Annotated in this window: 17 protein-coding genes; 13 read left to right on the forward strand and 4 right to left on the reverse strand. The window is 66.7% G+C overall.

The annotated features are described in order from the left end of the window. The first annotated feature begins 22 nt into the window (after positions 1-22). Together dapB and QPC17_RS03195 are read left to right on the forward strand one after the other, a co-directional pair. Positions 23-754 carry a 4-hydroxy-tetrahydrodipicolinate reductase gene (dapB, locus tag QPC17_RS03190; protein ID WP_068538414.1) on the forward strand — a complete coding sequence of 244 codons (732 nt, stop codon included), beginning with the start codon at positions 23-25 and terminating at the stop codon, positions 752-754. Beyond that, the gene (locus tag QPC17_RS03195) at positions 751-3,930 is read left to right on the forward strand and encodes an SNF2-related protein (protein WP_070448284.1); all 3,180 of its coding nucleotides are present in this window, start codon (positions 751-753) and stop codon (positions 3,928-3,930) included. The genes dapB and QPC17_RS03195 overlap by 4 nt, the downstream gene beginning before the upstream one ends. A gap of 4 nt (positions 3,931-3,934) precedes the next feature. On the opposite strand, the gene QPC17_RS03200 is transcribed toward QPC17_RS03195, so the two are convergent. Next, positions 3,935-4,522 carry a GNAT family N-acetyltransferase gene (locus QPC17_RS03200; RefSeq protein ID WP_068538412.1) on the reverse strand — a complete coding sequence of 196 codons (588 nt, stop codon included), beginning with the start codon at positions 4,520-4,522 and terminating at the stop codon, positions 3,935-3,937. Between the two features lie 76 nt (positions 4,523-4,598). On the opposite strand from QPC17_RS03200, the gene dapA reads away from it, so the two are divergent. Further along, a complete protein-coding gene (gene dapA / locus QPC17_RS03205) occupies positions 4,599-5,495 on the forward strand; it encodes a 4-hydroxy-tetrahydrodipicolinate synthase (RefSeq protein ID WP_068538411.1) in 897 nt (298 codons plus the stop codon). A 237-nt stretch (positions 5,496-5,732) separates the two neighbouring features. Beyond that, entirely contained in the window at positions 5,733-7,322 is a 1,590-nt protein-coding gene (locus QPC17_RS03210) for a ribonuclease J (protein ID WP_236698636.1), read from the forward strand. Here QPC17_RS03210 and QPC17_RS03215 read toward each other — a convergent pair. Then, positions 7,319-8,221 carry a 2-hydroxyacid dehydrogenase gene (locus tag QPC17_RS03215; RefSeq protein ID WP_062612124.1) on the reverse strand — a complete coding sequence of 301 codons (903 nt, stop codon included), beginning with the start codon at positions 8,219-8,221 and terminating at the stop codon, positions 7,319-7,321. The two genes, QPC17_RS03210 and QPC17_RS03215, sit on opposite strands and share 4 nt — an antisense overlap. A gap of 131 nt (positions 8,222-8,352) precedes the next feature. On the opposite strand from QPC17_RS03215, the gene QPC17_RS03220 reads away from it, so the two are divergent. Continuing rightward, positions 8,353-10,920, forward strand: coding sequence for an FtsK/SpoIIIE family DNA translocase (locus tag QPC17_RS03220; RefSeq protein WP_285347459.1), 2,568 nt, complete (start codon positions 8,353-8,355; stop codon positions 10,918-10,920). On the opposite strand, the gene QPC17_RS03225 is transcribed toward QPC17_RS03220, so the two are convergent. After that, the gene (locus QPC17_RS03225) at positions 10,921-12,183 is read right to left on the reverse strand and encodes a CapA family protein (RefSeq protein WP_285347460.1); all 1,263 of its coding nucleotides are present in this window, start codon (positions 12,181-12,183) and stop codon (positions 10,921-10,923) included. A gap of 51 nt (positions 12,184-12,234) precedes the next feature. Here QPC17_RS03225 and pgsA point away from each other — a divergent pair, with 51 nt between their 5' ends. The 8 genes from pgsA to miaA all read left to right on the forward strand — a co-directional run bounded on the left by pgsA (position 12,235) and on the right by miaA (position 18,337). Further along, positions 12,235-12,810 (forward strand): CDP-diacylglycerol--glycerol-3-phosphate 3-phosphatidyltransferase, encoded by a 576-nt coding sequence (gene pgsA / locus QPC17_RS03230; protein ID WP_236698624.1) that lies wholly within the window; start codon positions 12,235-12,237, stop codon positions 12,808-12,810. Next, positions 12,797-13,282, forward strand: coding sequence for a CinA family protein (locus QPC17_RS03235; RefSeq protein WP_070445404.1), 486 nt, complete (start codon positions 12,797-12,799; stop codon positions 13,280-13,282). Before pgsA ends, QPC17_RS03235 begins: the two co-directional genes overlap by 14 nt. A 109-nt stretch (positions 13,283-13,391) precedes the next feature. Beyond that, positions 13,392-13,763 (forward strand): helix-turn-helix domain-containing protein, encoded by a 372-nt coding sequence (locus QPC17_RS03240; RefSeq protein ID WP_276786553.1) that lies wholly within the window; start codon positions 13,392-13,394, stop codon positions 13,761-13,763. Then, positions 13,760-13,972 carry a DUF3046 domain-containing protein gene (locus tag QPC17_RS03245; RefSeq protein ID WP_070445401.1) on the forward strand — a complete coding sequence of 71 codons (213 nt, stop codon included), beginning with the start codon at positions 13,760-13,762 and terminating at the stop codon, positions 13,970-13,972. Before QPC17_RS03240 ends, QPC17_RS03245 begins: the two co-directional genes overlap by 4 nt. A gap of 259 nt (positions 13,973-14,231) precedes the next feature. Continuing rightward, positions 14,232-15,275: a recombinase RecA gene (recA, locus tag QPC17_RS03250; RefSeq protein WP_062612136.1), complete on the forward strand. Its 1,044-nt coding sequence runs from the start codon at positions 14,232-14,234 to the stop codon at positions 15,273-15,275. Further along, a complete protein-coding gene (locus QPC17_RS03255) occupies positions 15,275-15,820 on the forward strand; it encodes a regulatory protein RecX (RefSeq protein WP_083200508.1) in 546 nt (181 codons plus the stop codon). The genes recA and QPC17_RS03255 overlap by 1 nt, the downstream gene beginning before the upstream one ends. Positions 15,821-15,881: 61 nt before the next feature. Next, positions 15,882-17,411, forward strand: a complete 1,530-nt coding sequence (gene miaB, locus QPC17_RS03260) for a tRNA (N6-isopentenyl adenosine(37)-C2)-methylthiotransferase MiaB (RefSeq protein WP_143601944.1) — start codon at positions 15,882-15,884, stop codon at positions 17,409-17,411. Next, positions 17,408-18,337 (forward strand): tRNA (adenosine(37)-N6)-dimethylallyltransferase MiaA, encoded by a 930-nt coding sequence (miaA, locus tag QPC17_RS03265; protein ID WP_068538405.1) that lies wholly within the window; start codon positions 17,408-17,410, stop codon positions 18,335-18,337. The genes miaB and miaA overlap by 4 nt, the downstream gene beginning before the upstream one ends. Here the strand turns inward: miaA and QPC17_RS03270 are convergent. After that, the gene (locus QPC17_RS03270; RefSeq protein ID WP_062612143.1) at positions 18,301-18,906 is read right to left on the reverse strand and encodes a class I SAM-dependent methyltransferase; all 606 of its coding nucleotides are present in this window, start codon (positions 18,904-18,906) and stop codon (positions 18,301-18,303) included. The genes miaA and QPC17_RS03270 overlap by 37 nt on opposite strands. Positions 18,907-18,976: the final 70 nt, after the last annotated feature.

The following is an 18,976-nucleotide window of genomic DNA, read 5'->3' on the forward strand; positions in this document are numbered from 1 at the left end:
ACTTGGGGGAGAGGAGGATAAGATGAAGGTTGCAGTTGTTGGCGCCGCAGGGCGCATGGGTAGGTCAGTGTGCGAGGCTGTCGAAGGGGCCGGCCACGATCTCGTGGCGCGCCTGGACGCGGGCGATCCGATCACGGCCGAATCGCTGGCGGGGGCGGACGTCGTCGTTGAATTTACGGTGCCGAGCGCTACGGACGCGAACGTGCACGCGATCCTCGATGCGGGATCGCACGTGGTGGTGGGCACCACGGGGTGGACGGAGGAGCGCCTAGAGGCGGTGCGCGAACACGCGGTGCGTGTGGGGAAGAACGCGATCATTGCGCCCAATTACGCGCTGTCGGCGGTGTTGGCTATGTCGTTTGCGGAGAAGGCGGCGGCAATGTTCGAGTCGGTAGAGGTGATCGAGCTGCACCACCCGGACAAGGTGGATGCGCCGTCGGGCACGGCCACCACCAGCGCGCAGCGCATTGGGGCTGTGCGCAAGGAGGCGGGGCTGGCAAGTCCGGATGCCACGCAATCCGATCCGCTCGGCACCCGCGGCGGGCAGATCGACGGGGTGCATGTTCACGCCGTCCGCCTGCGCGGCCTGTACGCCCATGAGGAGATCTTGCTGGGTAACCCGGGCGAGCAGCTGACGATCCGCCAGGATTCGTTCGGGCGAGAGTCCTTCATGCCCGGCGTGCTGCTCGCGGTGCGCGAGGTGGCGGGCCGCCCGGGGCTGACGTACGGCCTTGAGTCGCTGTTGAATCTATGAACTACGGCGGGCTCGAACGTTTCGTTGACTCGGGCTCGTTCGCGCGGGGCCTCGTGTATGCCCTGCGCGGTCAATCGTCCGTCACGTCGGCAAGTGATGAGGACATCGAGGCGATCTCTAGCGGCTCGAACGGGGAGATCTACACCGAATGGATCGAATACGAGCTGGAGGGGGAGGAATTCGTCCATTTCTCCGGCCGGTGTACCTGCCCGGTGGGGTACAACTGTAAGCACTGCGTGAGCGCCACGCTCACGGCGCTTAAGCTCGTGCCGCCGTCGCTCATGACCGCCTCGCAGGTGAGCCGTCCTCGCACTGACGCGAACTCGGGCTGGCGCAGGGCGCTGACCAACATGCTGGGTCTCGAAGCCACGGGGCAAGATCCCATCGCGCTCGGGTTTACCTTCACGGCGCCGCGTGTTCCTATGTCGAGCCTTCCCATATGGAAGCAGCAGACCACCGGCAGGCTCGAGATGCATTCGATGCGGAAGGGCAAGCGGGACACGTGGATCAAGACGGGCATTTCGCTGTCCAACCTCCGGGAGGGGATCGGGCGCGAATTTGATCCGCGCCAGGTGCGGGCGGTGCGCGACTTCCTCATGGCGTGTGAGCTGGGCTCGGGCGGCCTGTTCGGGATGCGCGAGCCGCTGTCAATGACGATGCTGCACTCTCCGCTCCTTGGGTACTACCTCAAGGGCTGCATCGACGCTGGTGTTGAACTCGTCGACACGGTGACGAAGCTGCCGATTATTATCGAGCCGGAGCCGGCCGTTCCCACGATTAATCTGACGGACACGGGCGATTTCATCGACGTCACGGCGGCGCTCAACCATCCAAGCGATCCGAAGGACTTCCTACTTATCGGCAAGCCGAGCCAACTGGTGTTTTGGGATGACGGCAAGCTCCACATGGCCTTCCTCGAGCCGGTGGCAAGCGAGGAATGGAGTTACCTGCGCCGCAAGGACGTCCGCGTCCCCACCTCCGAACAGGATGACTTCGAGCGGGATTTCCTCCCGGCGTTGCGCGTGACTGGGATGATCAAGACGGACGGGTACGAGCTGCCCTTGCCGCCCGAGCCGGTTTTGCGCCTCACCCTCACCTCCTCGGGCGAGCGGTTGCCCGTGGTGACCGCGAACTGGGAGTGGGCCTACCAGGACAAGCGTGGGCACGTGATCAGCACCTATCCGCTGTGGAGTCCGCCCGGGCCCGGGCGGAACGCGGAGGCCGAGCAGGCGATTCGGAGCGAGGCGAGCGACGTGGTGGCGCGGGTGTGCCCGGCGATGATGGGCGAGCGGCTGGGCTGGATCAAACTCCGGGGCGAGCAGCTCCTGGCCCTGGATGAGCTGGCCAGCGAACTGGCCGCGATCGGCGTGGAGGTCGTCCAGGATACCCCCACGTTCCGCCGGGCCGAGGATGTTCAGGTAGACCTGGACGTGGACGAATCGCGTGACTGGCTGGACCTGCGGATGCGGGTGCTCGTGGATGGGCAGCCGGTCGAGCTACGCGAGCTGCTGGGCGCGCTGGCCGTGGGGCAACGCTTCACCTATGTGGGCGGCTCGTACGTGGACCTCGACAGCCCGGATCTTGCAAGGTTGCGCGCGCTCATAGAGGAGGCGCGTCTGCTGGGCGACGCTCGGCGCTCGGAGCTGCGAGTGCCGAAGATCCGGCAGTCCTGGTGGCAAGACCTGCTCGACCTGGGGATCGTGAATGCTTCCGCGAACCGCTGGCTGGAGGCAGTGCGCAATGCCCCCGAACCGGAGCCGGCCACCGTGCCAGATACGCTGAATGCCACACTGCGCCCCTACCAGGAGGTGGGCTTTGGCTGGCTGAGCCAGCTGCGTGACGCGGGGCTGGGCGGCGTGCTGGCCGACGACATGGGCCTGGGCAAGACAGTCCAGGTCCTGGCGATGATTTTGCGTGACCGCGAGCGTAACCCCGGCTCGCCGTGGCTGGTGGTGGCTCCCACCTCGGTGGTGGGCAACTGGGTGAGTGAGGCCGAGCGCTTCGCACCGACGCTGAAGGTGGTGGGCATCGATTCGACCGAACGTATTCGGGGCACCCGCCTGGCCGATGAGGTGAGCGGCGCGGACGTCGTGGTGACTTCCTACACCCTCATGCGGCTGGAGGCGGACGATTACCGGGCGCTTGGGATCACGGGCCTGGTGCTGGACGAGGCGCAGAACGTGAAGAACGCCAAGTCGAAGGGGTTTGCGGTGGCGGCAAGCCTGGGGGCGGCCACGGTCTTCGCCGTGACGGGCACGCCGATCGAGAACAACTTGGGGGAGCTGTGGGCGATGTTCTCCCTCACCGCCCCGGGCCTGCTGGGCTCGGCGGAAAAGTTCAATGATGCCTACCGCAAGCCGATCGAGAAGGCCGCCTCCAGCCCGGACGGCGGGGGCGAGGAGCTCATGGCGACGCTGCGCCGGCGCATCGGCCCGTTCCTTCTGCGGCGCACGAAGCAGTCCGTGAGCCTGGACCTGCCGCCCAAGCAGGAGCAGGTGTTGCGCGTGGAGCTCAAGGGATCCCACCGGCGAATGTATGATGTGCAGTTGGAAAAGGAGCGCCAGCGGGTGCTCGGGCTGTCGGAGGAGGACCGGATCGAGATCCTGTCGTCGCTGACGCGCCTGCGCCAGCTGGCGATCGACCCGCGCCTGGCGGACGGGGACTCGGCCGCGCCGGCCTCCAAGCTGGATGAGCTGCTTCCCCTGCTGGAGAGCCTGGTGGCCGAGCATCACTCGGCACTGGTGTTTTCCCAGTTCACGCGCTTCCTCAAACTGGTGGCCGAGCGGCTGGATGAGGCGGGGATCCCCTACCTGTACCTGGACGGGTCCACGCGCGGGCGCCCGGGCCTCATCAAACGTTTCGCCGCGGGGGAGGCGCCGGTCTTCCTTATCTCGCTCAAGGCGGGCGGCACGGGGCTAAACCTCACGATGGCGGACTACGCGATCCTCACCGACCCGTGGTGGAACCCAGCGGCCGAGGAACAGGCCGTGGACCGCGCGCACCGCATCGGCCAGACCCGCCCAGTCCACGTCTACCGTCTGGTGGCGGAGGGCACGATCGAGGAAAAGGTGGTGGACCTCCAGGATCAAAAGCGCCGGCTGCTCGGGGTGCTGAGCGAGGACGGCGCGGCGGACGGCAAGCTGTCCGCCGCCGAGCTGCGGGCCCTGCTCGACTAGCGCACTAGTCGGCGTCTCGTTCGAGGGTGGTCCACCACAGGTGCTCGCGGATTTCCTCCCCGTCCACCTCTGCGTGCCGGCGCAGGGGGCGCGGGGCGAAGCCGGAGGCGTCTAGGAAGTGGGTGAACTGGTCATGGCCGGCGATCGCCCATGTGTGGAGCTCGGTGGCATCCGTGCAGATGTCTGTGATGGCGGCGAGCAGGCGGGCATCGTGGCCGGCGCTTGCCATGCGCAACGGCACGGAGAAGTTCGTGATCTCATAGGCGACCCGCGGCCGCCCGCTTTCGGCGTCGCGCCCGGATTCGTCGTCGCCCTTGAGGATAACGGCGGGGGAGGGGGCGACAGCGGCGAAGCCCTCCACCTCGTCTCCGGCTACGGCCACGAGCACGTGGTGACGATCGGAGGGCAGGTCCTCGATCGTGGCCTGCCAAGCGGCGGCAAGCGAGCCGATCTCGAGCTGTGCGCCGACCATGGGGCCAGCACGGTGGTCGAGGCCGGCTGAGATTGCCTCCAACATGGCCTCGCGCTGGACCTGGGCGATGGCGAGCGCGTCGGAGGGTCGGGCGGGGCGCACGGATTTCACAACGTTCACCCCGCCATTGTGTCAGGGAAACGTCCAGATGACGAAAGCTGAGCCGGAATGGGGGAGCGCCGTATAGGGTAGTGCCATGAATACTCCTTCGCGTTCCTTCGGTTCCGTCTCCGTCGCCATGGTCACGCCGTTTCACCCGGACGGCTCGATTGACATCGACAGCGCGTGCAAGGTGGCGTGCAAGCTGGTTGACGACGGGTGCGACGCCCTCGTCCTGTCCGGTACCACGGGCGAATCGCCCACCACCCACCAGCCGGAGAAGAACGAGCTGGTGCGCGAGGTCAAGGTTGCGGTTGCGGGCCGGGCGATGATCGTGGCGGGAGCGGGCTCGAACGACACGGCACACGCCGTGCGCATCGCGAAGGGCGCCCAGGAATCGGGCGCGGACGGCCTGCTCGTCGTCTCCCCTTACTACAACCGTCCCTCTCAGGACGGGGTCTACCAGCACATCGTGGCGGTGGCCGAGGCCACCGACCTGCCTGTCATGGTCTATGACATTCCCGGCCGCACCGGCGTGGCGATCTCGGATGCCACGCTCGACCGTCTGGCGGAGCACCCGCAGATCAAGGCGGTCAAGGACGCCACCGGCAACGTGCCCCAGGGTTTTGAGCGCATCACCCGCACGGGCCTCGAGTACTACTCGGGCGACGACTCGCTCAACTTCGCCTGGCTCGCCCACGGAGCCTCCGGCGTGGTGTCGGTGGCCGGCCACCTCATCGCCTCCGGGCTCCGTGCGCTCGTCACCGAAGTCGATGCCGGGGATCTGCCGGCCGCGCGTGCCGAGTTCTCCAAGCAGTCCACCATCATCGACGCGATCATGGGCGGGGGCCAGGGGGCCGTCATGGCCAAGGAGGCCCTCAAGATGATCGGCGTGCTGGACTCGGCCACCGTGCGCCTGCCGCTCGTGGGTGCCTCCGATGCCGAGCTTGCCAATCTCCGCACTGCCCTGCGCGCCGAGGGCTTCATCGAGTAGCCGGCCGCCAACCAGAAGCGGCAGGTCGGGCAGCCTACCCGGCCCCGTGCAAACCGGGTGCTCGGACCGCAAGCCGGGTGGACGGCGTCGTGACGCAGCGCGTCGCCACCTGTGAAAGCAAGCCGCGCCCAAACATGCGACAATGGTGGGGTGACTAAGACGAAGCTTCCCCCATCCATTAAGAACGGCACCCTCCGCATCGTCCCGCTGGGCGGGATTGGCGAGATCGGGCGCAACATGACCGTCTTCGAGATTGACGGGCGCATGATCGTGGTCGACTGTGGCGTGCTCTTCCCCGAAGAGTCCCAGCCGGGCGTGGACCTGATCCTGCCGGATTTCGACTACATCAAGGATCGCCTCCACCAGATCGACGCGATCATCCTCACCCACGGACACGAGGATCACATCGGCGGCGTGCCCTACCTGCTGCGCCTGCGCGAGGACATCCCGATTATCGGCTCGCAGCTGACCATCGCACTGGTCGAGGCCAAGCTGGCTGAGCACCGCATCAAGCCCTACACGCATGTGGTCGAGGAGGGTGACATCGAAAACCTCGGCAACTTCGAGTGCGAGTTCATCGCGGTCAACCACTCGATCCCGGACGCGCTGGCCGTGTTTATCCGCACGAACGCGGGCACGGTCCTTCACACGGGCGACTTCAAGATGGACCAGCTGCCGCTCGATGGGCGGATCACCGACCTGCGTTCCTTCGCCCGCGTTGGCGAGGAGGGCGTGGACCTGTTCATGTGCGACTCCACGAACGCCGAGGTCCCCGGCTTCGTGCCGTCGGAGGCGAACATCGGCCCGGTCATCGAGTCCGTGTTCGCCCAGGCGCGCGGCAAGATCGTGGTGGCTTCCTTCTCCTCGCACGTCCACCGCGTTCAGCAGGTGCTCGACGCCGCCTACAAGTACGAGCGCAAGGTGTGCTTCGTGGGGCGCTCGATGGTGCGCAACATGGGGATCGCCGAGGAGCTGGGCTACCTGTCCGTCCCCGAGGACACGCTGATCGACCTCAAGCACGCCGATTCGCTTCCCGACGACGAGATCGTCTACATGTCCACCGGATCCCAGGGTGAGCCGATGGCCGTGCTCTCGCGCATCGCCTCCGGAAACCACAAGTCGATCACGGTGGGCCCGAGCGACACGGTCATCTTCGCCTCCTCGCTCATCCCGGGCAACGAGAACTCGGTGTTCCGCCTCATCAACGGCCTGACCAAGCTGGGAGCGAAGGTGGTCCACCAGGGCAATGCGAAAGTGCACGTGTCCGGGCACGCTGCCGAGGGCGAGCTGCTGTACTGCTACAACATCCTCGAGCCCGAGTACGCCATGCCGGTCCACGGTGAGGTCCGCCACCTCGTGGCCAACGGCGCCATCGCGGTCAAGACGGGCGTGCCGGCGGAGAACGTGATCCTGGCCGAGGACGGCTCGGTGATCGACATGATCGACGGGCACTGCTCGATCGTGGGCGAAGTGCCGTGCGGGTACGTGTACGTGGACGGCTCCTCGGTGGGCGAGATCGGGGAGGCCGAGCTGACTGACCGCCGCACGCTGGGCGAGGAAGGCTTCATCGCGATCTTCGCCGTCATTGACGCCCAGGAGCGCAAGGTCCTCACTGGCCCGCACATCCAGGCGCGCGGCATGGCCGAGGACGATTCGGTGTTCGAGGAGATCCTGCCCGACGTGCGCACGGCGCTCGACGAGTCGATCGCGAACGCGTCGGCCACCACCTACCAGATGCAGCAGGCGATGCGCCGCGTGGTGGGACGGTGGGTGGCTCGCAAGTTGCGCCGCAAGCCGATGATCATCCCCACCGTCATCGAAGCCTAGTTCACGCGGTTCTCCACCGGCTCGCCCTTCTCCAAGTGGGCGATCTGCCGGTGGAGAAGCGCCTCCAGGCGCGGCCACAGCGCGTCCGAGTACCCGCCCACGTGCGGGGTGAAGAACACGTTCGGGTGCGTGTAGAGCGGGTGCCCCTCCGGCAGTGGCTCGGGGTTGACGACGTCGAACGCGATCCGCAGCCGGTCCGCGTGGCGCACTAGCGCGTCGGTGTCGGCCACCGCCCCGCGCGCCATGTTGACCAGCAGGGCGCCGTCCTTCATCGAGGCGAGGAACGCCTCGTCCACCATGTTATTCGTGGAGGCCGCGCCGGGGACGATGACGATGACGATGTCCATCTGGGGCAGCAGGCCCGGCAGGTCCTCGGGGCCGTAGATCGTGCCGAGCTCGTCCTCGCGGCGCGACGACGCCGCCCGGACCAGCTCCACCTCGAACGGCTCCAGGCGCGAGGCGATCGCCTTGCCCACCCCGCCGTAGCCGATGAGGAGGACCTTCTTGTCGGCCAGGCCGGGAGCGAAGAAGAGGTCCCAGTGGCCGGCGTCCTGGGAGCGCACGGCCCGCTGGAGCTGGCGCTGCATGACGAGCAGCAGGCCGAGCGTGAGCTCCGCGGTGGCGGTCTCATGAACCGTGGCGGCGTTCGCCAGCGGGATGTCGCCCACGTGGCCAATCACCTGGTCAAAACCGATCGACGTGGTCTGAATGAGGGAGGCGTCCATCCCCTCAAGGAAGCGGAAGTCGGGCTTGTACGTGACGAACGGGGTGAGGACCATGTCGATGTGGCGCTGCGGCGCGGGGCTCTTGATATTCCACTCGACAATCTCCACCTCCCCGGGGTAGCTCTCCACGAGGGCGCGGAACTCGGGCTGGGGGATGCTCACAGAGACAGTCATGGCTTCGAGTCTAGTCAATCCGATCACGGGGGTGGCAACAAGTCACATTTACGCCACGTTTGCGCGCGCCTGTGGGCACCGCTCGGGTAGGGCCGTTAGGCTCAAGATGATTCATGCACGAAAGAGGGGACATGGCTCGGACGAATAAGCCCGTCAATTCACGGCAACCCAAGCCCGCGGAAGAGGCGCAGCGCAGCTACGAGGGGCTTGCCTTCATCATGCTCGCGCTCGCGATCATCGTGGCGCTTCGCGAGTGGTTCTCCCTGTCTGGCCTGCTCGGCGACATCATCCATCACGCCACAGCCGGCGTGGTCGGCGCGTTGTCCATCTTCGTGCCCATCATGCTGATCGGCGTCGCGGTCAAGCTCTTCCGCCGATCGGTGGGCAACACGAACCGGCGCTTCGTCATCGGCCTTGCCCTGCTCACTATCTCGATCACGGGTATTCTTCACGTGTCGATGGGCCAGCCGGCGATCTCGGATGGATTTGGAGGCCTGGAGAGCGCGGGCGGCATCGTCGGCCTGGTCTCCGGCGGGCTACTCGCCCTGCTCGTGTCGGTCTGGGGTGCCGTCCCGCTCCTCGTGTTGCTCGGCGTGTACGCCATGCTGTTCTCGCTCAACACCTCGGTGCGCGACATCATCGATTGGGTCAAGGGCCGCCGCGAGGCTCGCCTGGACCGTGCCGACGACGACGCCCCCACCGTCGCCCTGACCGAGCCGGTGCGTTCGCGCGTGCGGCGAGGAAAGAAGCCGGCCGCCGAGGTCGAGGCGACGAAGGTGGCCACCATCGAATCCGCCGCCGACGATGCCTCGGAGGCAGAGACCGTCGTGGCCGCTGAGGGCAGTGCCCCCGAGCCCGAGCCCGAGCCCACGCCGTCGCGCCCGGCCCGGAAGATAGTGAAGAAGGCCCCGAAGCCCGAGCCGCTGCCGCCGCGCGTCGAGCAGTTAGAGCTATCGTCCAACATCACCTACACCCTGCCGGCCGCCGACCTGCTGCTCGAGGGCCCTCCGGGTGTGGAACGCTCCGCCGCGAACGACACGGTGGTCGAGGCCCTCACCCGTGTCTTCAGCGAGTTCTCCGTGGACGCCGAGGTGGTCGGCTTCTCGCGCGGCCCCACGGTCACCCAGTATGAGGTGGAGCTCGGCCCGGGCGTCAAGGTCGATCGCATCACCTCGCTGTCGAAGAATATCGCCTATGCGGTGGCGTCGGCGGACGTTCGCATCCTGTCGCCGATCCCCGGCAAGTCCGCTATCGGCATCGAGATCCCGAATACGGACCGGGAGACCGTCATGGTGGGCGACGTGCTGCGCAGCCCTGTGGCCCGCAAGCAGACCCACCCGCTCGTCGTCGCCGTGGGCAAGAACGTGGGCGGGCAGTTCGTGGTCGCGAACTTAGCCAAGATGCCGCACCTGCTGGTGGCGGGCGCCACGGGTGCCGGTAAGTCGTCGTTCATCAACTCGATGATCACCTCGATCATGATGCGCGCCACCCCGGAGGAGGTGCGCATGATCCTCGTGGACCCCAAGCGCGTGGAGCTCACGATCTACGCCGGTATCCCGCACCTCATCACCCCGATCATCACCAACCCCAAGAAGGCCGCCGAGGCCCTCGAGTGGGTGGTGCGGGAGATGGACCAGCGCTACGACGACCTGTCCCACTACGGTTTTAAGCACATCGACGACTTCAACGACGCCGTCCGCTCCGGCAAAGTCACCGCGCCCCCGGGCTCCGAGCGCAAGCTACAGCCCTACCCCTACCTGCTGGTGGTGGTTGACGAGCTGGCGGACATGATGATGGTGGCCCCGCGCGACGTGGAGGCCTCGATTCAGCGCATCACCCAGCTCGCGCGCGCCGCGGGCATCCACCTGGTGCTGGCCACCCAGCGCCCGTCGGTGGACGTGGTGACGGGCCTGATCAAGGCGAACATCCCCTCGCGCCTGGCGTTCATGACGTCCTCGCTCGCTGACTCCCGCGTGATCCTCGACTCCTCGGGCGCCGAGAAGCTTATCGGCATGGGTGACGCGCTCTTCATGCCGTCGGGCGCGTCGAAACCGATGCGCGTGCAGGGCGCGTGGGTCACGGAGGACGAGATCGCGGCCGTGGTCAAGCACGTCAAGGTCCAGATGCAGCCGGTCTACCGCGAGGACGTGATCCCCAAGGCTGAAAAGCGCGTGATCGACGAGGAGATCGGTGACGACCTCGACATCCTTCTCCAGGCCGCCGAGCTCGTGGTCACCACCCAGTTCGGCTCGACCTCCATGCTCCAGCGCAAGCTCCGCATCGGCTTTGCCAAGGCGGGCCGCATGATGGACCTGCTCGAGGCCCGCGAGGTGGTCGGCCCCTCGGAGGGCTCGAAGGCACGCGAGGTGCTCGCCACCCCCGAACAGCTGCCCACTGTGCTCGCGATGATCCGCGGCGAGGACGTCTCCCTTCACGATCCCGAGGGCGAGGACCGTTACGCCGACGCCGACTTCGGCGACGCCGACGTGGCCCGCGAACCCGACGCCGAATCCCGCCCGTATGCCAACGGGGAGGCGGGTGCGGGCGTGGACCTGGACGAGGACGGGGCGAGCGAGGACGTGCCAGCCGACCGCACGGTCGTCCTCAACAACGACCGCTACGCCACCGACCCACTCGCCTACGAGCCGGAAGAGGATGACCCGGACGAGGACGCCTGGCAGCTCACCGGCCGCGACTAGCTACTCGCGTGAGCTGGTGGCCGTGGCCCCCGTGGCCTCGGGCGGAGCGGTGCGCTCGGGCCCGGAGGTTTCCATAACGGGGTAGGTCACTTCGGCCCGCCCAGCGATCTCCTGGGCCGACAGGCGCAGGTCCTCGGGATATTCGCCGAGCGTGAGAGGCAGGAGCGGGTGTAGCTTTTCGCCGGCGCGCCGGTCCTGGGTGACGGCCATCCAGTCGAAGTCGACGACGGCCGCCCCGTCGTCGTTTGCCTCGATCGTGGCGGTGGTGATGAGGCCCGTGGTGACGCGGTAGCCGTGGTTTTCCACCGTCTGGCCCGAGATCTGGTTGCCCATCGAGTAGACCACCCACATGCCGTCCCCGGTGGGGCCGCCCGGGAGTTTGGCGAGCGGTTCGGGGACGTGAGAGTGGTTGCCGAAGACGAGGTCGACCTCGCCGGAGTCGGCCAGGAGCTGGGCGATATCGACCTGTTCGGCGATGGGTTCGGAGACGTACTCGGTTCCCCAGTGCATGGAGACGATGACGATGTCAGCCCCGAGCTCGCGCGCCCGCTTAGCGTCCTCCACCACCGTCTCGACGGGGGAGCCGAGCTCACCCACCACGTTCCACGAATAGGGGTGATCGTCCGGGATCGGGATGCCGTTGGTGAGCGTGGTGGCCGAGATGTGGGCAATCTTCACCGTGTGGTTGACGCCCTCGACCGTGTAGAACTGAATCTGCTCGGCCTCGTCCTGGGTTCGGGCCGCGCCGGCCCAGCCCATCCCCGCGCCGGACAGCGCCTCGATCGTGGTCTCCACCCCGCCAAAGCCGCGGTCCATCGTGTGGTTGGTGGCGAACGCACAACCGTCGAAGCCGATCTCGGCAAGTGACGCCGCCAGGTCGTAAGGCGCGCCGAAGTTGGGGTAGTTCGAGGGCATCTGATCCGGGCCGACGATCGGGATCTCAAGCGCGCAGATCGCCACGTCCGAGTTCGCGATGTAATCCTTGATCGGGGCGTAGTACGGGGTGTAGTCGTAGGTCTCCCCGGCGATCCGGGCCGCCTCGTTGACCGACAGGTGCAAAAGGATGTCCCCGCCCGAACTGACCGTGAAGTACTCCGGGTCCGCGGTCGGCGTCGGGCTCGGCGTCGGGGTGGGCATGGCCGGAGCGTTGGACGTGGACGGGCCAGACGGCGTCGTGGGCGAGGAGGCGGAGCCTGTTGAGTCGCTACACGCGCCGAGGGCGAGCACGATCGTCAGTGCGGCGAGTGTGACGGGCTTTTTCAACGCGGCCTCCAGTGAGCTTTATTTAACGTGGACATGATCTACAGTAGAGGAGTGGAAGAGAAACGTCAGGTACCTTTGGTCAACATCGCAAACGCATTGACGGTACTCCGGCTCGTGCTGGTGCCCGTCTTCATCTGGGCGTTTCTTGACCCCACGCCTGCTCGCAGCTGGCTGTCCTGGGCGATCTTCGCACTCGCCGCCTTCACCGACAAGCTCGACGGGCACCTGGCCCGCAGCCGCGGCCTGATCACGAACTTCGGCAAGCTCGCCGACTCGATCGCGGACAAGTTCCTGATCATCTCCGCCCTCGTCATGCTTTCGGCGCACGGGATCCTGTGGTGGTGGGTGACGATCGTGTTCATCGTGCGTGAGGCCGGCATCACCATCATGCGCATGGTGGTGGTGAAGAAGAAGGTGATGTCCGCGGGCCGCGGCGGCAAGATCAAGATGATGGCACAGTCGGTGGGCGCGGGTATGCTCATCATCCCGTGGTACTCGTTCCTCCCCTCCGCACTCGCCACCGCGATCATGTGGATGTCCTACGGGCTCATCGCGATCGCGCTCTTCTTCGCGCTGACCTCGGCGGTCGAATACATCCGGGAGGCGCGCAACATTGGCGAGGACTGACGCCGTCACCCACCTCCCCGCCCTCATCGCCTCGCTGACGGAGCGGGGGAGGACCATCGCGGTGGCCGAATCCTTGACCGGCGGGCGCGTGGCGTCGGCCATCGTCTCCGTGCCGGGGGCCTCGGCGTGCTTCCAGGGCGGCGTCGTCGCCTATGCGAGCGAAGCGAAAGCTGTCATCCTCGGGGTGAGCCGGGCGCGGCTGGAGGAGACGGGACCGGTGGACGGCGTCGTCGCCGAGCAGATGGCTGCGGGCGTGGCCAAACTTTTCGACGCCGACTACGCCGTGGCCACCACGGGCGTCGCCGGGCCTGGAAGCGCGGACGGGCACGAGGCCGGGACCGTGTGGATCGGCATTCGCACGCCGCAGGGCACGACGTCGGAGCTGTTTCACTTCGCGGGAAACCGCGATGAGGTGCGCAACGCCGCCGTTTTGGAAGCCCTGGGGATAATCGAACGCGCAAGTGCAAAGTAGCGGTAAACTCCAACGAGCCTCTCAGGGAACTTTCAGCTTCGAATGGGAATATCTTCTCAAGACGCGAAGTTAGCCATGAGTGAAGGCTACTAGCAGAATGAGAGTAGACATGATGAATGAAGCCACCCGCACTGAGACCGTCCTGTTCCGCCGCGAACTGGGGGATGTCCTGCGGGATTACCGCCAGCGTCAGGGGCGCACCCTGCGCGAGGTGTCGTCAGGCGCGCGAGTCTCCCTCGGTTACCTGTCGGAAGTTGAGCGTGGGCAGAAGGAAGCATCTTCGGAGCTGCTGCACTCGATCTGCCGCGCGTTGAATGTCCCCATGAGCCACGTGCTGCGCCTCGTTGCTGACCGCATCGACGTGGCCGAGGGCCGCACCCCGCCGATGGTGCGCAAGATGCAGGCGGCGCGCGCGGCCGGGGTTCGCATCCCGGATACTGCCGAGGCCCTCCTCGCCGGTGAGCTCGCGCCCACTCGATGAGGCACTCCGAATTTTGGGAGGTTGTTGAGCGGGCGTTTCCGAATGTGCGTGGCCTCGCCCTCGCACATGACCTCGTGATCCCGGAACTGGGGTCGCGGCCGGCGGCGGAGGCGATCGCGGACACCGATCCGCAGGAGGTGTGGCACGCCTTGCGCGTGGCGATGGACCTGCCGGAGTCCTACGAATACCTGCATAGGAAAAGCAAATAGCAATGAGAGGGGCGATCCTGCGGGGTCGCCCCTTTTGTTGTGCGCGACACGCGGGGGAGCTTGCCATCTCGAACGAATGTTCGGCTAAAGTTATCCACGGCAACTCGTTTCGCACACCTAACCCCAATTTCAGGGGGTGCAGAAAAAGAATGTCGGAGGTCGGGCATATCGTTGCTGGTATGGCGCTCGGGGAGGGCGCACACCAAAAAAGACCTGTTCTATCAACCGGCCCACACGGCCCCAATACGTGAGGAAAAACATGGCAAAGAAGGAAACCGCCGATCGCGAAAAGGCACTGGCAACCGCGCTCGGGCAGATCGATCGTCAATTTGGTAAGGGATCGGCAATGCGCCTCGGGGACGCGCCGGAGGTGCGCGTGAAGGTGATCCCCACCGGCTCGCTCGCACTCGATGTCGCACTCGGCATCGGCGGCCTCCCGCGGGGTCGAATCGTTGAGATCTACGGCCCGGAGTCCTCGGGTAAAACCACCGTGGCCCTGCACGCGGTTGCCTCCGCGCAGGCGGCTGGCGGTATTGCCGCCTTTATCGACGCCGAACACGCGTTAGATCCGGAATATGCCAAGAAGCTCGGCGTGGATACGGACGCGCTCATCGTCTCCCAGCCCGATACGGGCGAACAGGCGCTTGAGATCGCGGACATGCTGATCCGTTCAGGTGCGCTGGACATCATCGTCGTTGACTCGGTGGCGGCGCTCGTGCCGAAGGCCGAGATTGAGGGCGACATGGGCGATTCGCACGTCGGCCTCCAGGCCCGGCTCATGTCCCAGGCGCTACGTAAGCTTACGGGCGCTCTGTCCGCCTCGGGCACCACCGCGATCTTCATCAACCAACTGCGTGAGAAGATCGGCGTCTTCTACGGCAACCCGGAAACCACCACGGGCGGGCGCGCCCTCAAGTTCTACTCCTCGGTGCGCCTGGACGTGCGCCGCATTGAGACCTTGAAGGAAGGCTCGATGCCGGTGGGCAACCGCACGCGCGTGAAGGTGGTGAAGAACAAGATGGCCCCGCCATTCAAGCAGGCCGAGTTCGACATCCTCTACGGCCAGGGCATCTCGAAGGAGGGCGGCATCATCGACATGGCGGTGGATGCCGGCGTCATCCGCAAGTCCGGTTCCTGGTACACCTATGAGGGTGACCAGTTGGGCCAGGGCAAGGAGAAGGTGCGCCAGTTTCTCAAGGACAATCCGGAGATATCCGAGGAGATCGAGGTTAAGGTCAAGGCCCAGCTCGGGGTGGGCGAAGGCGCGGCCACCGAGGAGGAGATGGCTGAGGTTGATGAGTAGTGGTCGACTACTCTGAGGACCCCCGCCCGCGGCGCCGGCGCGACTTCGTGGAGCGCCGGGCTGCGCGGGCGGCGGCCCGCAACGAAGAGGACTGGCACGTCTACGCCCGCAACCTGTGCTACCGGCTGCTCGCGGCGCAGGAGCGCTCGCGCCGGCAGCTCCGTGATGCGATGGAACGCAACCTCGTGCCCGATGAGATCGCGCAGGCAACGCTCCAGGCGTTCGTGGACGCGGGACTTGTGGATGACGAGCGCTTTGCGTACATGTACGTGCGTTCGAAGTTCGAGGGGAAGGTGACCACACGGCGCGTGCTTGCCCAGGAACTGCGCGCCAAGGGCGTGGAGGGTGAGCTGGCCCAGCGGGCGCTGGAGCAGATAACGGTGGAGGATGAGCTGGCGGCGGCCATCGCGTTTGCTCGCAAGAAGGCGGCATCGATGGCTGGCCTGGAGGAAGAGAAGAAGCGCCGGCGCCTCTATGGCGCGCTCGGCCGGCGCGGGTTTAGCCCGGAACACATTCGGCAGGCGATGGAGGCGGCTCTCGGTTAGGTGCGCCATCTCGCAGATGTGGGAGGTGGGGCCGCGGACGTTTGCCAGTAGACTGGCGGGGATGACTGAGCTGAAGACTTACGCGGTGCGCACCCTCGGGTGCCAGATGAACGTCCACGATTCCGAGCGCCTGGCCGGCCTCCTCGACGCGGCCGGGTATGTGCCCGTGTCCGAGGTGCCCGACAAGGCGGCGCGCGCCACCGACGCGGGGGACGAGGGCGCGGATGTACTGGTGATCAACACGTGCTCCGTGCGCGAGAACGCGGCCACCAAGCTGTTCGGCAACCTCGGCCAGCTCGCGGCCGTCAAGCGTCAGCGCCCCGGCATGCAGATCGCCGTGGGCGGGTGCCTAGCCCAGCAGCTGCGTGGCGGGATCGTGGAGAAGGCGCCGTGGGTTGACGTCGTCCTGGGCACCCACAACCTTGACGTGCTGCCCGCGTTGCTCGAGCGCGCCCGGCACAATGATGAGGCGGCGGTGGAGATTGAGGAGTCGCTCAAGGTTTTCCCCTCCACCCTGCCCACGCATCGCGAGTCGGTTTACGCTGCGTGGGTCTCCATCTCGGTGGGCTGTAACAACACGTGCACGTTTTGCATCGTGCCGCACCTGCGCGGCAAGGAACGGGACCGGCGGCCGGGGGAGGTCCTGTCCGAAGTCGAGGCCGTGGTGGCTGAGGGTGCCATCGAGGTGACCCTGCTCGGCCAGAACGTCAATTCATATGGCGTTGGTTTTGGTGACCGCGGCGCGTTCGCCAAGTTGCTGCGGGCCACGGGTGAGATCGAGGGCCTGGAGCGCGTGCGCTTCACCTCACCGCACCCGGCCGCCTTCACTGACGATGTGATCGCCGCGATGGCTAAGACCCCGAACGTCATGCCCTCCCTTCACATGCCCCTGCAGTCCGGCTCGGATCGGATCCTGCGGGCCATGCGCCGTTCGTACCGTTCCGAGCGCTTCCTTGGGATCCTGGACCGCGTGCGGGCGAAGATCCCGAACGCCGCGATCACCACCGATATCATCGTGGGCTTCCCCGGAGAGACCGAGGAGGACTTCCAGGCCACGCTCGACGTGGTGGAGGCCTCGCGCTTCAGCTCGGCCTTTACCTTCATCTATTCGCCGCGCCCGGGCACCCCGGCGGCCGACATGGCCGACCAGGTGCCGGAGGAGGTGGCGAAGGACCGGCTCAACAGGCTGGTCGCCCTCCAGGAGCGCATCAGCGCCGAGGACGCGAAGGCGCTCGAAGGCACCACGGTGGAGGTCCTCATCTCCGAGGGTGAGGGTCGCAAGGATGGGGCGACCGAGCGCGTGACGGGCCGCGCCGAGGACAACCGCCTGGTCCACGTGGCCCTGCCGGAGGGTCTGCTGGAATCGGAGCGCCCGCGCCCGGGCGACTGCGTGCGGGCCACCGTCACGTATGGTGCTCCCCACCACCTGCTGGCCGACTCGGCCCTCGAGGGCGGCACGTTCTCGATTCGCCGCACGCGCGCCGGGGATGCCTGGGAGCGCGGAGTCAAGCGCCGCGCCGAGCTGGCCAATGAGGCCGCGGGCATCGCGCCCGTCAGACTTGGACTGCCGACCATCCGCCCGCGATCGTGATCATCGCGGTGGTGGGGTCCACGGCGGCAGGCAAGAGCGCGCTCTCGCTCGAGCTAGCCGAGTTGCTGGGTGGGCCCGGCGAGGTGGAGATCATCTCGGCTGACGCCATGCAGCTCTACCGCGGCATGGACATCGGCACCGCCAAGCTACCCGTAGAAGAGCGGCGCGGTATCGCACACCACCAGCTCGACGTGCTCGACGTGACCGACGTGGCGTCCGTTGCCGGCTACCAGCGCCACGCGCGGGCCGAACTCGAGGCGATCCTGGGCCGGGGCAAGATCCCGATGGTGGTGGGCGGCTCGGGCCTGTACGTCTCCGGCCTGCTCGATGAGCTCGACTTCCCGGGCACCGACCCAAAGATCCGCGCCGAGCTCGAGCGCGTCCATGCCGAGAGCGGCCTGAGCCCGCTCATCGAGGAGTTGCGCGACCTCGACCCGGTGAGCGCGCAGACCATCAACCTGAAAAACCCGCGGCGAGTCATCCGCGCGCTTGAGGTGGTGCGCCTGACGGGCCGGTCTTACACCCCCGTCTTTCCGCGCCACACCAGCCATTACGACGACGTCGTCATGCTCGGGGTCCGGCGCGAGCGCGAGGTGCTGAACGAGGCGATCGGGCAGCGGGCGGCGAAAATGTTCGCTGGCGGGCTGCTCGAGGAGACTCGCGCCCTGCTTGAGTGTGGGCTACGCGAGGGGGAGACGGCACGCAAGGCTACGGGGTATGCGGAGGCCATCGCCGTCATCGACGGCGAGATGGGCGTGGACGAGGCGGTCGAGTCGGTCGCTCAGGCTACCCGGCGCCTGGCCAAGAAGCAGCGCACGTGGTTCGGGCGCGACCCGCGCATCACGTGGATCGACGTGGAAGGCGATCTGAGCGAGGTGGCGCGAGCCGCCTACGGCGCGCTCGGGCGCACCTCGAGCACCCGGTAGCCCTTCTGTGATCGCAGCTTCGACGTGGCAAACCCCTGCTCGGTGAGCCAGGAGGCGAGGGAGTCGGCGCCGAGGTTGCGCTGGACCACGAGGTAGGCCACCCCGGTGGGGGCGAGGCGTACGAGCCAGGTGGTGAGCAGCTCGTGGAGGGCCTCCTTGCCGATCCGGATCGGCGGGTTAGACCACAGCAGGTCGATGTGCGCGGTGGCGTTGTCGGGCCCTTCGGCCACGCGGACGTTGGCAAGGCCGGCGTCGTCGGCATTCTTGGCGGTGAGCGCGCGGGCGCGCTCGTTGACGTCGATGCCGATCACGGTGGAAGCCGGGTAGTGGCGGGCGAGGGCGAGGGTGAGCGGGCCCCAGCCGCAGCCGAGGTCGACGATGGTGGAGCCGGCGGGTAGTTCGGGCAAAGGCGTCTTGTGGAGGAGGACCGCGGTGCCCTTATCCAGGCCCTGTGGTGAAAAAATCCCGGCGGTGGTGCTCACGCGGTAGTCTTCACCCAGAAGGCGGACGTCGATCTGGCGCACCGCCGAATCAGAGGTGGGATGGGAAGAAAAGTAGTGCTCGCTCACGGCCTAACGATACCGCGGCGGCGGCGCGTTTCCCATTTTTTCCCCGCTGATAGACAATAGAGGAAAGACG

Source organism: Trueperella bernardiae (genome assembly GCF_030246965.1).
Classification (GTDB): Bacteria; Actinomycetota; Actinomycetes; order Actinomycetales; family Actinomycetaceae; genus Trueperella; species Trueperella bernardiae.